Origin of the sequence: Xanthomonas sp. BRIP62411 (assembly GCF_003993525.1) — a bacterium.
Classification (GTDB): Bacteria; Pseudomonadota; Gammaproteobacteria; order Xanthomonadales; family Xanthomonadaceae; genus Xanthomonas; species Xanthomonas euroxanthea.
On the sequence record NZ_QEZI01000034.1, the window covers coordinates 1 to 15,643 of the forward strand.

Here is a 15,643-nt window from a genome sequence, read left to right on the forward strand (position 1 = left end):
GACCCGACCCGACCGCGTCGCGGCCAGGTCCGCTCCTACCGCGCTGCCGTGCCGTGCGTGCCCTGCCGCCCATGCGATTGTGTAACTGCCCCGGCCCCGATACGCTGCGCCCATGCTGCTTCGCCGCGCCCGCCTGTTGCACCCCTTGCTGCGCCTGATGGCGTTGGCGGTGCTGGTCATGGGCGTGCTGGTGGCACCGGTGGCTTGCGCGCTGGGCGATGTGCATGCACTGGCGCACGACCAGATGCACCTGGAAGACACCGCGCCGCATGGCCATGACGGCGCCGACGAAGGCGATGCCGGCGAGCGCGACGGGGCCGGCCTGATGCACGCCCTGATGCATAGCGGCTACTGCCACGGCCAGAATCCGGCGGTATTGCCGGCGCTGGCCTGGCTGCCGCTATCCACGCACGCGCAGGCCCAACCCGTGGCCGTGTTCGCGTACTACCGCTCGCACCTGAGCGAGACCGGATTGCGTCCCCCGATCGCGGCCTGATGCATCGCCGGCGGCTGCCGGCCTGTCCATCGATCCCGATTCCGGAGACACCCTCATGTGGTTGCGACTGACGGCACTGGCCGTCTTCGCGGTCGTGCCGTGCGCCATGGCGCAGGACGCACCGCCCAAACCCGTGCTGACCCTGGACGACGCCATCGCGCGCGTCGCCCGGCAGCACCCCGACCTGCGCCTGGCCGATGGTCAGCGCGCGGTCCTCACCGCCGACGCCGAGCGCGACGCGCTGCGTCCGCCGTTGCGCATCGGCGCCGAACTGGAAAACGTGTTCGGCACCGGCCCGACCCGCGCGCTGGACCAGGCCGAACTCACCGTCACCCTGGCTGGCGTGCTGGAACGCGGCGGCAAGCTGGACGCACGCCGCACCCTGGCCCAGGCACGCATCGACGCACTGGCCCCGCAACGCGCGCTGGCGCGCCTGGATGTGCTGGCCGAAGTGGCGCGGCGCTATCTGGCCATCGGCATGGCCGCACAGCGGCAGGCAGTTGCGCTGGAAACGCTGGCGCAGCGGCAGCGCACCGTCAGTGCCGCGCGCCAGCGGCTGCAGGCCGGCGCCTCGCCCGAATCGGTGCTGCTGACCGCCCAGGCCCTGCAGGCGCGCGCGGAACTGGAACGCGATCGCGCGCAGCAGGAGCTGCTGGCCGCACGCCGCCAGCTGGCGGTGTTGTGGGGGCAGCGCACGCCGGACTTCGGCGAGGTCACCGGCGACCCGCTGCAGCTGCCGGCGATTCCCGACTTCGAGGTGCTGGCGCAGCTGCTCGATGCCACCCCCGAACTGGCGCGCTTGAACGGCGAGCAGCGCGTGCGCGAGGCGCGGGTGCGGCTGGCACGCAGCCAGGCGCGCCCGGATCTGGACTGGCAGGTGGGCGTCCGCCGGCTCCAAGCCAACGACGCCACCGCAGTGCTCGGCAGCGTTTCGCTGGCCCTGGGCAGCGCCGCGCGTGCGCAACCGGAGATCCGCGCCGCCGAGGCGGAGCTGTCGTTGCTGGAGATCGAACGCCAATCGCAGGCACTGACGCTCTACGCCACGCTGGCCGACGCGCATGGCCGCTACCGCGCCGCGCAGCTGGAAGTGACGCGGATGCGCAGCGATGTGCTGCCCGCACTCGCGCGTGCCGATGCCGCGGCCGAGCGCGCCTACCGCGCCGGTGCCACCAGTTATCTGGACTGGGCGCAGCTGCAGGCACAGCGCAGCGATGCACGCCAGCAGCAGCTGGCGGCGGCGCTGGAAGCGCAGACCGCATTGATCGAGATCCAGCGCCTGACCGGGCAGCCATTCGTGGTCGACAACGCTGCGCAGGTGCGGCCATGAGCGCGACGTCCGCTGTGCGCTTTCGCCCCGCCTGCCCATGTGCGCCGGGATCTGCTGCGCCGGGATCGGTATCGACCTTCGCAATCGCGCCGGCATCCAGCAGTCGCCAGGCGATGCCCGCGCCCACCGCGCAGCCAGAGCGTCCGGCGTACCCCTTCTTCGTTCGTTCGCCCGGCGCAGCGCGTCGGCGCCCACCAGGATGTTCTTCGATGACACGTTTTCTGATCGCGCCGCTGTTGCTGGCGCTGCTGCTGGGCGGTTGCGGCCGCAACGGCGAAGAATCGCATGACCACGCAACGCCCGGTGCCGAGGGCGAGGCCGACGCACATGGCGAAGACGCCGAAAAAGGCGCGCATGGCGGGCGCCTGCTGCGCCAGGACGGCGACAGCGTGGAGCTGGCGATTGCCGAAGACGGCACGCCGCCGACCTATCGCGCCTGGCTGTACCGCGACGGCAAGCCCTTGCCGCCCGGCGCCGGCACTGTCGAAGTGCGCTTGACCCGGCTCGGCGGCGCCCACGAAGTGCATCGATTGCGCGCGCGCGACGACGGCAGCCTGCTGGCCGACAGCACGGTCGGCGAGCCGCATTCGTTCGACGTGGAAGTGCGCGCCACCGTGCAGGGCAAGCTGCGTCGCTGGGCCTATCCCAGCTATGAAGGCCGCACCACCATCGCGGCGAAGATCGCGCAGGATGCCGGCATCCGGGTCGCGCCGGTCAGTCCCGGCAGCATCGCCGACCAGCACGAGGTGCAGGGCCTGCTGACGCCGGCAGAAGGTGCGCAGGCGCAGGCCACCGCGCGCTTTCCCGGGCCGGTGCGCAGCCTGCGCGTCAACGTCGGCGACCAGGTGCGCGCCGGCCAGGTCCTGGCCACGGTGGAGAGCAATCTGAGCCTGACCACGTATCCGGTCAGTGCGCCGATCAGCGGCACCGTGCTCGTCCGCAACGCCAGCCTGGGCAGCAACGCCAGCGAAGGCCAGGCGCTGTTCGAGATCGCCGACCTGTCGAGCCTGTGGGTGGATCTGCACATCTTCGGCGCCGATGCCGGGCACATCACTGCCGGCGCACCGGTGACGGTGACGCGCATCAGCGATGGCGTGGTGGCGCAGACCACGCTGGAGCGCGTGTTGCCGGGCACGGCCACGGCCAGTCAGAGCACGGTGGCGCGCGCGGTGCTGCGCAACAGCGATGGCCTGTGGCGGCCGGGTTCGGCGGTGAAGGCGCGGGTGACGGTGGCGCAGCAGCCGGCGGCGATGGTGGTGCCGGTGGGGGCCTTGCAGCAGTTCCGCGACTGGGAGGTGGTGTTCGTGCGGGTTGGCGATGTGTACGAGGTGCGGCCGGTGACACTGGGCGCGCGCGATGCGCAGCAGGTGCAGGTGGTGTCCGGTCTGGCGTTGGGGGATGCGGTGGTGGTGGAGCAGAGCTATCTGGTCAAGGCCGACATCGAAAAGTCGGGGGCCTCGCATGATCATTGATCGCTGCGTTTACGGCTTGCTTCTTCCTCGGCCGCACGCATGGGCGTGCGAACAGCGCTTCCATGCTTCAGCGACACGCGTTTTACGGCATCGACGCGGTCGCGGCGCGGGCGATCACACCAGCAACAGCGTGAGAATCTGCGCGGCAGAGGTTGGATGCGCCGGGGGCGACCGCGATGTTGGCGGAGGTCGGGATCCTGGCTGCAGTGCCGCCGGCCGCCGGCCACCCGCTGCGATTGCACAGGCGCCGTGCGTGCGTACGCATGCACTGATCGGCGTGGCTGCGCACGCCGTTGCGCCGAGTGTGCGCGGAGGTGCGCGTCATGCTCACTGACATCATCCGGTTCGCGATCGCGCAGCGCTGGTTGATGCTGGCGTTGACGGGGGTGTTGGTTGCGATCGGCGCGTGGAGTTTTTCGCGCTTGCCGATCGATGCCACGCCCGACATCACCAATGTGCAGGTGCAGGTCAATACGGCCGCGCCGGGGTATTCGCCGTTGGAGTCGGAGCAGCGGGTGACGTTCCCGCTGGAGACGGTGCTGGCGGGATTGCCGGGGCTGGAGTCCACGCGCTCGTTGTCGCGCTACGGCTTGTCGCAGGTCACCGCCGTGTTTGCCGATGGCACGGATCTGTACTTTGCGCGGCAGCAGGTGGCCGAGCGGCTGCAGCAGGTCAAGTCGCAACTGCCGGCCGACCTGGAGCCGCAGCTGGGGCCGATCGCCACCGGCCTGGGCGAGATCTTCATGTACACGGTCGAAGCCAAACCGAATGCGCGCAAACCCGATGGCAGTGCGTGGACGGCCACCGATCTACGCACCCTGCAGGATTGGGTGGTGCGCCCACAGTTGCGCAACGTGCCCGGCGTGACCGAGGTCAACACCATCGGCGGCTATGCGCGGCAGATCCATATCACCCCGGATCCGGCACGCCTGGTCGCACTGGGCTTTACGCTGGACGACGTGGCGCGCGCAGTGGACGCGAACAATCGCAACATCGGTGCCGGCTATATCGAACGCAACGGCCAGCAGTTCCTGGTGCGGGTGCCGGGGCAGGTGGATGACATCGCCCAGATCGGCGCGATCGTGCTGGATCGACGCGAGGGTGTGCCGATCCGGGTGCGCGATGTGGCGCAGGTTGGCGAGGGCCGCGAGTTGCGTACCGGTGCGGCCACCCAGGACGGCAGCGAAGTGGTGCTCGGCACGGTGTTCATGCTGGTCGGTGCCAATAGCCGCACCGTGGCGCAGGCCGCAGCGCAGCGGCTGGAGGTGGCCAATGCCAGTCTGCCGGCCGGCGTGCAGGCGGTGCCGGTCTACGATCGCACCGCACTGGTGGACCGCACCATCGTCACCGTCGCCAAGAACCTGATCGAAGGCGCGTTGCTGGTGATCGTGGTGCTGTTCCTGCTGCTGGGCAATGTGCGCGCGGCCCTGATCACCGCGGCGGTGATTCCGCTGGCGATGTTGTTCACCCTCACCGGCATGGTGCGCGGTGGCGTGTCCGGCAACCTGATGAGCCTGGGCGCGCTGGATTTCGGCTTGATCGTCGATGGCGCGGTGATCATCGTGGAGAACTGCCTGCGCCGCTTCGGCCAGGCGCAGCTGCGCCTGGGGCGGGTGCTCGAGCGCGATGAACGTTTCGAGTTGACTGCCGAAGCCACTGCAGAGGTGATCCGTCCCAGCCTGTTCGGTCTGGGCATCATCACCGCGGTGTACCTGCCGGTGTTCGCGCTCACCGGTATCGAAGGCAAGATGTTCCACCCGATGGCGATCACCGTGGTGCTGGCGCTGACCGGCGCGATGTTGCTGTCGCTGACCTTCGTGCCGGCGGCGATCGCCTTGTTGCTCGGCGGCAAGGTGGCCGAGCACGAAAACCGCGCGATGCGCTGGGCGCGCGGCGTGTATGCGCCGTTGCTGGATCGCGCGCTGCGTCACGGCCGTTGGGTCGGTCTCGGTGCGTTGGCGGCGGTGGCGCTGTGCGCGGTGTTGGCCACGCGCCTGGGCAGCGAGTTCATCCCGAACCTGGACGAGGGCGATATCGCGCTGCACGCCTTGCGCATTCCCGGCACCAGCCTGGAACAGGCCATCACCATGCAATCCACGCTGGAAAAACGCATCAAGCAGTTTCCGGAAGTGGCGCATGTGTTCGGCAAGCTCGGCACCGCCGAAGTGGCCACCGATCCGATGCCGCCGTCGGTGGCCGATACGTTCCTGATCATGCATCCGCGCGAACGATGGCCGGATCCGCGCAAGCCCAAGGCGCAACTGGTGGCCGAGATCGAGCAGGCAGTGAAGCAGCTGCCCGGCAACAACTACGAGTTCACCCAGCCGATCCAGATGCGCATGAACGAGCTGATTTCCGGTGTACGTGCGGACGTGGCGATCAAGGTCTACGGCGATGACCTGGACACGCTGGTCACCCTGGGGCAACGCGTACATGAAGTCGCCAGCACGGTGCCGGGTGCGGCCGACGTGAGCCTGGAGCAGGCCACCGGCCTGCCGATGCTGGCAGTGGTGCCCGATCGCGCCGCGCTGGCCGGGTACGGGCTCAATCCCGGCGTGGTGCAGGATACGGTGGCGGCGGCGGTGGGTGGGCAGGCGGCCGGGCAGCTGTTCGAAGGCGACCGCCGTTTCGACATCGTGGTGCGGCTGCCGGAAGGGCTGCGGCAGGACCCGACGGCGTTGGCCGATCTGCCGATCCCGCTGCGCGGCGATGGCGAGCGCGCCGATGCCGACGAGTCCAGTCGCGCGGCCGGTTGGCGCAGTGGCGAACCGACCACGGTGCCGCTGCGCGAGGTGGCCAGGGTCGACACCGTGCTCGGGCCCAACCAGATCAATCGCGAGGACGGCAAGCGCCGCATCGTGATCACCGCCAACGTGCGCGACCGCGACCTGGGTGGATTCGTCGCCGAGGTGCAGCAGCGCGTGCGGGCCGAGGTGGTGCTGCCCACCGGCTACTGGATCGGCTACGGCGGTACCTTCGAGCAACTGATCTCCGCCGGCCAGCGCCTGGCCTGGGTGGTGCCGGGGACCTTGCTGTTGATCTTCGCGCTGCTGTACTGGTCGTTCGGCTCGCTGCGCGATGCGCTGGTGGTGTTCAGCGGCGTGCCGCTGGCGCTGACCGGCGGTGTGGTGGCCTTGGCGCTGCGCGGCCTGGCCTTGTCGATCTCCGCCGGCGTCGGCTTCATCGCGCTGTCGGGGGTGGCGGTGCTCAACGGCCTGGTGATGATCGCCTTCGTGCGCAGCCTGCGGGCCGAGGGCCTGTCGCTGGAGCAGGCACTGCGCGAAGGCGCGCTGAGCCGTCTGCGCCCGGTGCTGATGACCGCACTGGTGGCCGCGCTGGGCTTCGTGCCGATGGCCTTCAACGTCGGCGCCGGGGCCGAGGTGCAGCGCCCGCTGGCCACGGTGGTGATCGGCGGCATCGTCTCGTCCACCCTGCTGACCTTGCTGGTGCTGCCGGTGCTGTATCGCTGGCTGCACCGCGAGCGGCAGGGGCGGCTTGCACCGAAGGCGGTTGGTTGAGACGTGACACGATCCCGGCAGGCGCGTCTGCCGGGATCCGAATGGCCGCAGCCTCAGTCAGCGATGGATAGGCAAGGGGCGCCAGGCGACACACAACGGTGGTGCAGGCTAAGTGCTTGCGGCACAAGGAATTGCCGTGCATAATGCGCGGCTCGCTGTGCCCGGATCGCTCCGGATGGCGGCACCCAGCGCGATGGGGTTGCCGGCTTGTTCCCAGCGTAAGTTCTTGATTCCCAACGTTGCGTGGCAGCTTGATGCTGTCGGGGCCGCCGCTCCCCAGGCTATGGGTGGCAATTCATTTATCGAGGTGCGTAATGTCCCGCGTATGCCAAGTGTCCGGCAAGCGTGTGCAGACGGGTAACAACGTCTCCCACGCAAACAACAGAACCCGTCGTCGCTTCCTGCCCAACCTGCATGAGCGCCGCTTCTGGGTCGCCAGCGAGAACCGTTGGGTGAAGCTCCGTGTCTCCGCGCATGCATTGCGCACCATCGACAAGAACGGGATTGATGCCGTTCTGAAAGAGCTGCGTGCGCGCGGCGAAAAGGTCTGAGGAGTAAGCAGTCATGGCAAAAGGCAAGCGTGACAAGATTCGTATGATTTCCTCGGCCGCTACCGGCCACTTCTACACCACGGACAAGAACAAGAAGAACACTCCGGGGAAGATGGAAATGATGAAATACGACCCGGTCGTGCGTAAGCACGTGATGTACAAGGAAGGCAAGATCAAGTAATCCACCGATTACCGATCTGCATCCAAGCAAACACCCGCCGCAAGGCGGGTGTTTGCGTTTGTGGAAATCGATCGCGGTGTTCTTGACGGGTATCGATGATTTTTAAGATTACACGTCCCTTATCCAGCGTGCATACCCCTCTCCCTCCGGGAGAGGGGTTGGGGTGAGGGTACGACGGGGCGAAGCCACTCGCAGTGGCTTGAGTACCAGAGGCTTCGCACTACCCTCATCCGCCCCTGCGGGGCACCTTCTCCCGGTGGGAGAAGGGAGCGAGACGTCGTTTTTCCAATTGCACGCACCGTTAGTAGTTTGCAGTTCGAGGCGAAGCAGTCGGTGTTTTACTTCTTACGGCGCGTGGCGACGCGTTTGACGTCGCAGGCGGTGACTGCTCTCCGAGGCGCCCCTCATCCGCCCCTGCGGGCACCTTTTTTTTCCCGATGGGAGAAGGAAACACCGCTACAGCCCGCGCGCGCGCAACTGCGCATCCAGCCGCGGATACACCCGCCGCGCATTGCCTTCGAACACCTTGCGCCTGTCGGCGTCGGACATCGCCAAGGCATCGATATAGCGCCTGGTGTCGTCGAAATACTGGCCGGTCTGCGGGTCGATGCCGCGCACCGCGCCCACCATCTCCGAGCCGAACAGGATGTTGTCGATGTCGATGACCTCGAACAGCAGGTCGATGCCGGGCTGGTGATACACGCAGGTATCGAAGAACACATTGCGCATCACGTGCGTGGACAGCGGCGGCTTGCCGAGCATGTCGGCCAGGCCGCGGAAGCGGCCCCAGTGATACGGCACCGCGCCGCCGCCGTGCGGGATGATGAAGCGCAGGTCCGGGAAATCGGCGAACAGGTCGCCTTCGAGAAACTGCATGAACGCGGTGGTGTCGGCATTGAGATAATGCGCACCGGTGGCGTGGAAGTTGGCATTGCAGCTGCCCGACACATGCACCATCGCCGGCACGTCGAGCTCGACCATTTTCTCGAAGAACGGATACCAGGCGCGATCGGTCAATGGCATGCCGCTCCAGTGGCCGCCGGACGGGTCGGGATTGAGGTTGCAGCCGACAAACCCAAGCTCGGTGACGCAACGTTCCAGCTCGGCGATCGATTGGGCGATCGGCACGCCCGGCGACTGCGGCAGCTGGCACACGCCGATGAAGGTGTGCGGATACAGCTGCACCACGCGCGCGATCAGGTCGTTGCAGTGGCGCGTCCACACCTGGCTGACCGCCTCATTGCCGATATGGTGCGCCATGGTGCTGGCGCGTGGCGAGAAAATCGTCATGTCCGCACCGCGCTCGCGCAGCAGGCGCAGCTGGTGCTGCTCGATGCTTTCGCGCAATGCGTCGTCGGAGATGGACGGATACACCGGCGCGGGCAGGGCCGGGTCGTCGTAGTGCGCGATCTGCGCCTTGCGGAAGGTGTCATGCGCCGCGGGCGCGGTGGTGTAGTGGCCGTGGCAGTCGATGATCATGGCAGGGGTCTTCTCGGGGCAGCGGGATCAGGGAGCAAACGACCACGTGCGCGGGAGGCTGACCCACACGGCGCGCGGAACCTGTAGGTGCCCACGCAGGTTGTGGCCCATGCATGGATGCTCAGCCGCAGGTCGTTGCCGCAGGTGGTGCCGGCCACGCTGCAAGGCAGGCGCAGGGAGCGGGCCTGGCATTGGCGATGGCCATCGATCCAGCCCGCTGGCGCATCCATCCGCTCAGCCATACAGCTGCCCATCGAACAGTTTGCGTGCGGTGCGCAGCACCGCGGCACGCACCACCTCGCCGTGCGCGTCTACGGTGATGACGCAGCTGCTCGCACCGCTGGGATGTTCGACCTCCAGCTGCTGCGTGCTGCCGCCAGGCAGCTGCGCCAGCGCATGGGCGGGCGAACCGGGCAGCAGGCAGGCGGTGGCCACGGTGACGGCGCCGAGGACGCCGATCGAGGCATGGCAGCGGTGTGGAATGAACGAGCGCACGCTGATCGCGCCGCCGTGGCGCGGGGCGGCGACCAGCATCATCTTCGGCACGGTGGCCTCGGCGACATCGCCCAGCCGCATCAGCGGGCCGGCCCGTAGACGAAGCGATTGCAGGCGGTTTTTCAGCGCAGCGTCGGCATCGAGCGTGTTGCGGTCTTCGTAACCGCTGATGCCGAGATCGCTGGCCCGCAGCACCACGCAGGGCATGCCATTGTCGATCAGCGTGGCCTCCACGCCATCCAGGAGATCGACACGGTTGCCGGTGGGCAGCAAGGCGCCACACGAGGAGCCGGCGATGTCGGCAAATGCCAGCGCAATCGGCGCAGCGGTGCCGGGCACGCCGTCGATGCGGGCGTCGCCGTCGTAGCGCACCTGGCCGCCGGGCGTCTGCACGCTGGCGGTGGCCAGCGTGCCGGTGTTGCGCATGAAGATGCGCACCTCGGTCTCGCCATCGCGTGCCGGCAACAGGCCGCGTTCCAGTGCGAACGGCGCAACCCCGGCCAGCATGTTGCCGCAGTTCTGCGCGTCGCTGACCTGTGCCTGTTCCACCGACACCTGCAGGAACAGATACTCCACGTCGGCATCGGCGCGCGCCGAGCGCGACACCACCGCCACCTTGGAGGTCAGCGGGTCGGCGCCGCCCATGCCGTCGATCTGGCGGACATCCGGCGAGCCGTAGGCGCGCAGCAGGAAGGCATCGCGCGCGGCGCGCTCGCTCGGCAGCTCGTCGGCCAGGAAAAAGCCGCCCTTGGAGGTGCCGCCGCGCATCCACATCGCGCGTACCTGCTCAGACATAACGCAGGCCCTTGGCCGCCAGGCGTTCGCGCATGGCGTAGATGTCCAGGCCCAGTTCGCCGCGTGCCAGGCGCTCGCGTTTGAGCAGTTCGCGCGCTTCGCGCGCCTGCGCTTCGGCCAGCACCGCGGCAGCGGTGGCGCGTGGCACCACGCAGACGCCATCGTCGTCGGCCACCACCACATCGCCCGGTTGCACCAGCGCGTCGGCGCAGACCAGCGGCACGTTGACCGAACCCAGCGTCTCCTTGATGGTGCCCTGCGCGCAGATCGCGCGGCTCCAGGCGGGAAACTGCATCGCCGTGAGGTCGCGTACATCGCGGACCCCGGCATCGATGACCAGCCCGCGGCAGCCACGCGCCTGTGCCGAGGTGGCCAGCAGATCGCCGAAGTAGCCGTCGCAACAGGCGCTGGTTGGCGCGACCACCAGCACGTCGCCGGGCTGCAGCTGCTCGATGGCCACATGCATCATCCAGTTGTCGCCGGGCGGGATCGACACGGTGACGGCGGTGCCGGCGATGCGGCAGCCGGTGTAGATCGGGCGCAGCCGATGATGCAGCAGGCCGCTGCGCCCCTGCGCCTCGTGCACGGTGGCCACGCCGGCCTGCGCAAGCCCGTCGACGATGGCCAGCGGGGTGCGCTCGATCCGGGCGACGACCTGGCTCATCCATCCATCCTCGTTAGGAGTGCGCCGAGTCTGTGCGGCGATCGCCTGCTGGCTCAAGATTCATTTGAGGTATGCATATTGGTTTTGCTTATAGTTAGAGCATGCCGCCGACTCCCGAGCCGAACCTTCGCCATCTGTACGCCCTGGCCGTGGTGCATCGGCTGGGCAGCATCAGCGCGGCCGCGCCGCAGGTGAACCTGTCGCAGCCGGCATTGACGCAGGCGGTGGCGCGGCTGGAACAGCAGCTCGGCGCGCGCCTGTTCGAGCGGCATCCGGGCGGCATGGTCGCCACCGAGGCCACGCAGCTGCTGGTGCCGCGCATCGAGCGGGCGTTGGCGCAACTGGGGCGCGGCATCCGGGTGGCACGGCGGGCGCTGCGGCTGCCGGCGCGCCCCGGCCTGGAGCGACGGGTTTCGCTGGGGCAGCTGCAGGCGTTGGTCGCGGTGGATGTGGCGGGGAGTTATTCGCTGGCGGCGGCGCGCGCCGGGGTCTCGCAGCCGGCGATCTACCGCGCGGTGCAGTCGCTGGCCGATGTGGTCGAGGTACCGCTGACGGTGCGTCGCGGCAAGACCGTGCAAGCCACGCCGGTGGCCACGCGGCTGTTGCGGCAGGTGCGCCTGGCGTTGGCCGAATTGCGCGCCGGCCTGGACGACGTTGCCGGGTTGCGCTCGCAGCATGCCGGCCGGATCGCGCTGGGGGTGATGCCGTTGGCGCGGGCGATCCTGCTGCCGCAGGTCCTGGCGCGGTTTGCGCGCGCGCATCCCGGTGCCAGCGTCAACGTGGTCGAAGGCCCGTATGCCGAGCTGCTGGCGCATCTGCGCGAGGGCGGGCTGGATCTGCTGATCGGTGCGCTGCGCGAGCCGTTGCCGCTGCGCGATGTGCTGCAGGAGCCATTGTTCGACGACGAGCCGGTGATCGTGGCGCGCAGCGGGCACCCGCTGGCCGGGCGCGCCTATGCGTTCGCGCAGTTGCTGGACTATCCCTGGGTGATCGCCACCACCGGCACGCCGGTGCGCGCGCGCTGGGAGCGCATGTTTCGCGATCAGCAGATCGAGCCACCGGCACTACGCATCGAATGCGGCGCGGAACTGACCATCCGCGGGCTGCTGCTGGAAGGCGACTGGCTCACGCTGATGTCGCGCGACCAGTTCCTGTTCGAGCGCCGCGCCGGGTTGCTGTGCGAGATCGGCCGCGCCGGGCCGCAACTGCGCCGCCAGATCGGCATGACGCTTCGCAGCGACTGGCATCCCACCCGCGCGCAGTCGGCGTTCGTGCAAACGCTGCGGCAGGTCTGCGCCGAGCGCGTGCAGCCGGCCGATGCGCAGGGCGGGCCATTTCGCTATTGCGTGCCGATCGACGCGCCCGCCCCGTTGCGTTCACACACCGGGCGGTCAGAATCGGAACCTTCTTGAGAACGGATTGCTGATGCTGCCTGACTGGTTGCAAGGGACCTGGCTGCTGGCGCTGGACTGGGTGATTCGCCTGGCCGCGCTGTTGTGGATTCCGGCCCGCACCACGCCCGGTGCAGCGCGTAGCTGGTTGCTGCTGATCGGCTTCGTGCCGGTGGTCGGCCTGCCGCTGTATCTGCTGTTCGGGCATCCGTGGCTCTCGCGGGTGCGGGTGGAACGCCAGGCCACCGCCTCGCAGGTGATCCGCGAGCAGCAACTGCCCCTGCACGCCTTGCGCTGGACCCCGCAGGCGGATACCAGCAGCGCCGAGGTGGTGCCGCTGATCGAACGCCAGGGCGATTTCATGCCCACCCTGGGCAATGCGGTGGAGTTGCTGGACGACTACGCGCAATCGCTGCAGGCCCTGGTCACGGCGATCGACACGGCGCAAAAGCGCGTGCACCTGCTGTATTACCTGATGTTCGACGATGCGGTGGGCGATGCGGTGGTCGCTGCGCTGCAACGCGCCAGTGTGCGTGGCGTGCGTTGCCGCGTGCTGCTGGATGCGGTAGGCGCCAAGCGCGGTCTGCGCCATTACCGCAAGCGGCTGCAGGATGCTGGCGTGGACGTGCTGGCGGTATTGCCCGGCGGCCTGCGCTGGCGCCGCAGCGGGCGCATGGATCTGCGCAACCATCGCAAGATTGCGGTGATCGACAACCAGGTGGGTTTCGTCGGCTCGCAGAATCTGGCCGAGGCCGGCTTCATCGATGGCGTGCCCAATCGCGAGCTGGTGGCGCGCGTGCGCGGGCCGGTGGTCAATCATCTGGAAGCGGTGTTCGCCAGCGACTGGTTCACCGAGACCGGGCAGCGCCTTGACGTGTGGCCGGACGCACCGGTCTGCGAGGCCAACATCGCCACGCAGTTGCTGCCCAGCGGGCCGGCGTATCCGTTCGAGAATGCACGCGATGCGATCAACGCGGTGATCCATCTGGCGCGCCGCAAGGTGGTGCTGGTGACGCCGTACTTCGTTCCCGACGAAGCCTTGCTCAGCGCCTTGCGCATCGCTGCGGTGTCCGGCGTGGATGTGCAGCTGATCCTGTCGGAGAGCAACAACCAGGTCCTGGCGGCCTGGGCGCAGGAGGCGTATTTCGAGGAGCTGCTGCGCTGCGGGGTCAAGATCGCGCTGTACCGCCCGCACTTCCTGCATGCCAAGCACCTGAGCATGGATGAGGACATCGCACTGGTCGGCTCGATCAACCTGGACATCCGCTCGTTCGCGCTCAACGCCGAGATCGGCATGCTCTGCTATGACCGGGGCGTGGTGCAGCGGTTGCGTGCGATCGAGCAGGATTACCTGGCCAACGCCCGCCAGCTGGACCTGGAGCAGTGGCGCACGCGCCCGGCCTGGCGCCGCAGCCGCGAGGGCATCGCACGCCTGGCCGATGCGTTGATGTAGACCTTGCGTGTGTGCCTGGTTCACGCGGCGCAGTGCCCGTTGGAGCGTGGGTGGTGCCTGCGATGGCAGGCGTCATGCTGGGTGCAGGCGTGGGCCAGCAAGGTCTTACCGGGTGCGGGCGTGCCCGCGCTCGAACGGACGCGTCAGGCGATCGCTCTGGCGGGTGGGCGCGTCAGGTGACCGGCATGTCTGCGCGGCGTTGCGCTACCCCGGCCATTGCGGCGGGCATGGCCACTGTCATCGGTGCGACGCGACGCATCGCCTACAATTGCCGGATGAATGAACTGCGTGATCCCGGCGATGCAGTGATCGCCATCGTTGGCGGTGGCGCATCCGGTGTGCTGGTGGCGCTGCAGCTGCTGCGTCAGGCCGTGGCGCCGCTGCAGATCGTGCTGATCGAGCCGCACGCGGTGCTGGGCGAGGGCGTGGCCTACTCCACCACGCGGCCGGAACATCTGCTCAACGTGCCCGCCGCGCGGATGAGTGCGTTGGTGGAGGCACCGCAGGATTTCGTCGATTACCTGCGTGCGCACAGCTGCTGCCCGGAGCTGGAGGACGCGCAGCTGCCGCAGCACTTCGTCGGGCGTCGGCACTACGCGCCTTACCTGCGCAATCGCCTGCAGGCTGCGCGTGCGCAGGGCCCGGCGACGCTCACCGTGCACGGCGCCCGCGTACAGACATTGCAATGCGATGCCGATGGCGCGCTGTTGCAGCTCGACGATGGACAGACCCTGCAGGCCACCAGCGTGGTGCTGGCGGTAGGCAATGCGTTGCGGCCGTTGCCACTGCGCGGGGCCACCGGCCTGTCGGCAGCGCAGCGGGTGGAAGCCTGGGATACCGAGGCGGTCGCCGCGTTGCCGCAGGAGGCGGCGGTGTGCATCGTCGGCTCGGGACTGAGCATGGCCGACACGGTGGTGACGCTGGCCGCGCAGGCGCATCGTGGGGCGGTACACGTGGTGTCGCGGCATGGGCTGCTGCCGTTGCCACAGGTGCACTGCGTTGCGGCGGACTTCGATCCGCAGCCGTTGCTGGCGCTGCCGCTGCGTGCGCGGATGCGCAGCGTGCGGCAGCATGCGCGGGTTGCGATGGCGCAAGGCCTGCCCTGGCAGAGCGTGATGGAGCGTCTGCGCCCGCTGAGCCAGGCCTTGTGGCAAACGCTGTCGATCGCCGACCAACGCCGCTTCCTGCGCCATGTGGTGCGCTATTGGGATGTGCATCGCCACCGCATCGCCGCGCCGGTGCATGCGCAGTTGCAGGCGATGCGCGCGCGCGGGCAATTGCAGCTGCATCGCGCGCGGCTGGAGGTGGCGTACCAGGCCGGTGCCTGCGTGCGGCTCAGTGCCGGCGCCAGTGCCGGGCATGCGCTGCAGCTGGATGTGCAGACGCTGGTCAACGCCACCGGCGTGGAAATGCGCGTGCAGGCGATGCGCAACCCGCTGCTGCAGCAACTGCTGGGGCAGGGCATTGCAGTCGCCGGGCCGCATGGGATCGGGGTGGATACCGATGCCGATGGCTGCCTGATCGATGCCGATGGGCGCGCCAATCCGCGGCTGCGGGTGATCGGCAGCCTGCGGATCGGGTCGTTGTGGGAGAGCCTGGCGGTACCGGAGCTGCGTGAGCAGGCAGCGGCGATTGCACGGGATGTGTTGGGACTGCTTGGGCGGTGATTGATCGGCGTCGCTCCCTTCTCCCGCCGGGAGAAGGTGGCGCGTAGCGCCGGATGAGGGCGCCTCAGACATCTACCAGTGCCTGCAGTGACAAACGCGTCGCCACGCGCCTTCGGACGTGATGCACCGACTGCTTCGCCTCGTACCCTTACCC

The 15,643-nt window shown here is 68.5% G+C and carries 12 protein-coding genes; 9 read left to right on the forward strand and 3 right to left on the reverse strand.

Annotated elements, in window-relative coordinates; translation table 11 throughout:
* Nucleotides 1–112 precede the first annotated feature (112 nt).
* The 6 genes from EO139_RS21025 (at nucleotide 113) to rpmG (ending at nucleotide 7,545) form a co-directional block, all read left to right on the forward strand.
* Nucleotides 113–496, forward strand: coding sequence for a hypothetical protein (locus EO139_RS21025; RefSeq protein WP_164739202.1), 384 nt, complete (start codon nucleotides 113–115; stop codon nucleotides 494–496).
* Nucleotides 497–551: 55 nt separating this feature from the next.
* A complete protein-coding gene (locus EO139_RS21030; protein ID WP_126972351.1) occupies nucleotides 552–1,823 on the forward strand; it encodes a TolC family protein in 1,272 nt (423 codons plus the stop codon).
* Between the two features lie 209 nt (nucleotides 1,824–2,032).
* On the forward strand, nucleotides 2,033–3,295 hold the full coding sequence (locus EO139_RS21035) for an efflux RND transporter periplasmic adaptor subunit (protein WP_126972353.1): 1,263 nt from the start codon (nucleotides 2,033–2,035) through the stop codon (nucleotides 3,293–3,295).
* Nucleotides 3,296–3,618: 323 nt separating this feature from the next.
* Nucleotides 3,619–6,813, forward strand: coding sequence for a CusA/CzcA family heavy metal efflux RND transporter (locus EO139_RS21040; protein ID WP_126972355.1), 3,195 nt, complete (start codon nucleotides 3,619–3,621; stop codon nucleotides 6,811–6,813).
* Between the two features lie 314 nt (nucleotides 6,814–7,127).
* The gene (gene rpmB / locus EO139_RS21045; protein ID WP_002809459.1) at nucleotides 7,128–7,364 is read left to right on the forward strand and encodes a 50S ribosomal protein L28; all 237 of its coding nucleotides are present in this window, start codon (nucleotides 7,128–7,130) and stop codon (nucleotides 7,362–7,364) included.
* A gap of 13 nt (nucleotides 7,365–7,377) precedes the next feature.
* Nucleotides 7,378–7,545: a 50S ribosomal protein L33 gene (gene rpmG / locus EO139_RS21050; protein ID WP_002809462.1), complete on the forward strand. Its 168-nt coding sequence runs from the start codon at nucleotides 7,378–7,380 to the stop codon at nucleotides 7,543–7,545.
* Nucleotides 7,546–8,001: 456 nt separating this feature from the next.
* On the opposite strand, the gene EO139_RS21055 is transcribed toward rpmG, so the two are convergent.
* The 3 genes from EO139_RS21055 to EO139_RS21065 all read right to left on the reverse strand — a co-directional run bounded on the left by EO139_RS21055 (nucleotide 8,002) and on the right by EO139_RS21065 (nucleotide 10,978).
* A complete protein-coding gene (locus EO139_RS21055; protein WP_126972357.1) occupies nucleotides 8,002–9,024 on the reverse strand; it encodes an amidohydrolase family protein in 1,023 nt (340 codons plus the stop codon).
* 234 nt (nucleotides 9,025–9,258) lie between these two features.
* Nucleotides 9,259–10,314 (reverse strand): 4-oxalomesaconate tautomerase, encoded by a 1,056-nt coding sequence (locus tag EO139_RS21060; RefSeq protein ID WP_126972359.1) that lies wholly within the window; start codon nucleotides 10,312–10,314, stop codon nucleotides 9,259–9,261.
* Nucleotides 10,307–10,978 (reverse strand): 4-carboxy-4-hydroxy-2-oxoadipate aldolase/oxaloacetate decarboxylase, encoded by a 672-nt coding sequence (locus EO139_RS21065; protein ID WP_126972361.1) that lies wholly within the window; start codon nucleotides 10,976–10,978, stop codon nucleotides 10,307–10,309. Before EO139_RS21065 ends, EO139_RS21060 begins: the two co-directional genes overlap by 8 nt.
* A gap of 101 nt (nucleotides 10,979–11,079) precedes the next feature.
* Here EO139_RS21065 and EO139_RS21070 point away from each other — a divergent pair, with 101 nt between their 5' ends.
* The 3 genes from EO139_RS21070 (at nucleotide 11,080) to EO139_RS21080 (ending at nucleotide 15,489) form a co-directional block, all read left to right on the forward strand.
* Nucleotides 11,080–12,390 (forward strand): LysR substrate-binding domain-containing protein, encoded by a 1,311-nt coding sequence (locus EO139_RS21070; RefSeq protein ID WP_126972363.1) that lies wholly within the window; start codon nucleotides 11,080–11,082, stop codon nucleotides 12,388–12,390.
* A 13-nt stretch (nucleotides 12,391–12,403) separates the two neighbouring features.
* Nucleotides 12,404–13,822 (forward strand): cardiolipin synthase, encoded by a 1,419-nt coding sequence (gene cls / locus EO139_RS21075; protein WP_126972365.1) that lies wholly within the window; start codon nucleotides 12,404–12,406, stop codon nucleotides 13,820–13,822.
* A gap of 275 nt (nucleotides 13,823–14,097) precedes the next feature.
* Nucleotides 14,098–15,489, forward strand: a complete 1,392-nt coding sequence (locus EO139_RS21080) for an FAD/NAD(P)-binding protein (protein ID WP_115678220.1) — start codon at nucleotides 14,098–14,100, stop codon at nucleotides 15,487–15,489.
* Nucleotides 15,490–15,643 lie beyond the last annotated feature (154 nt).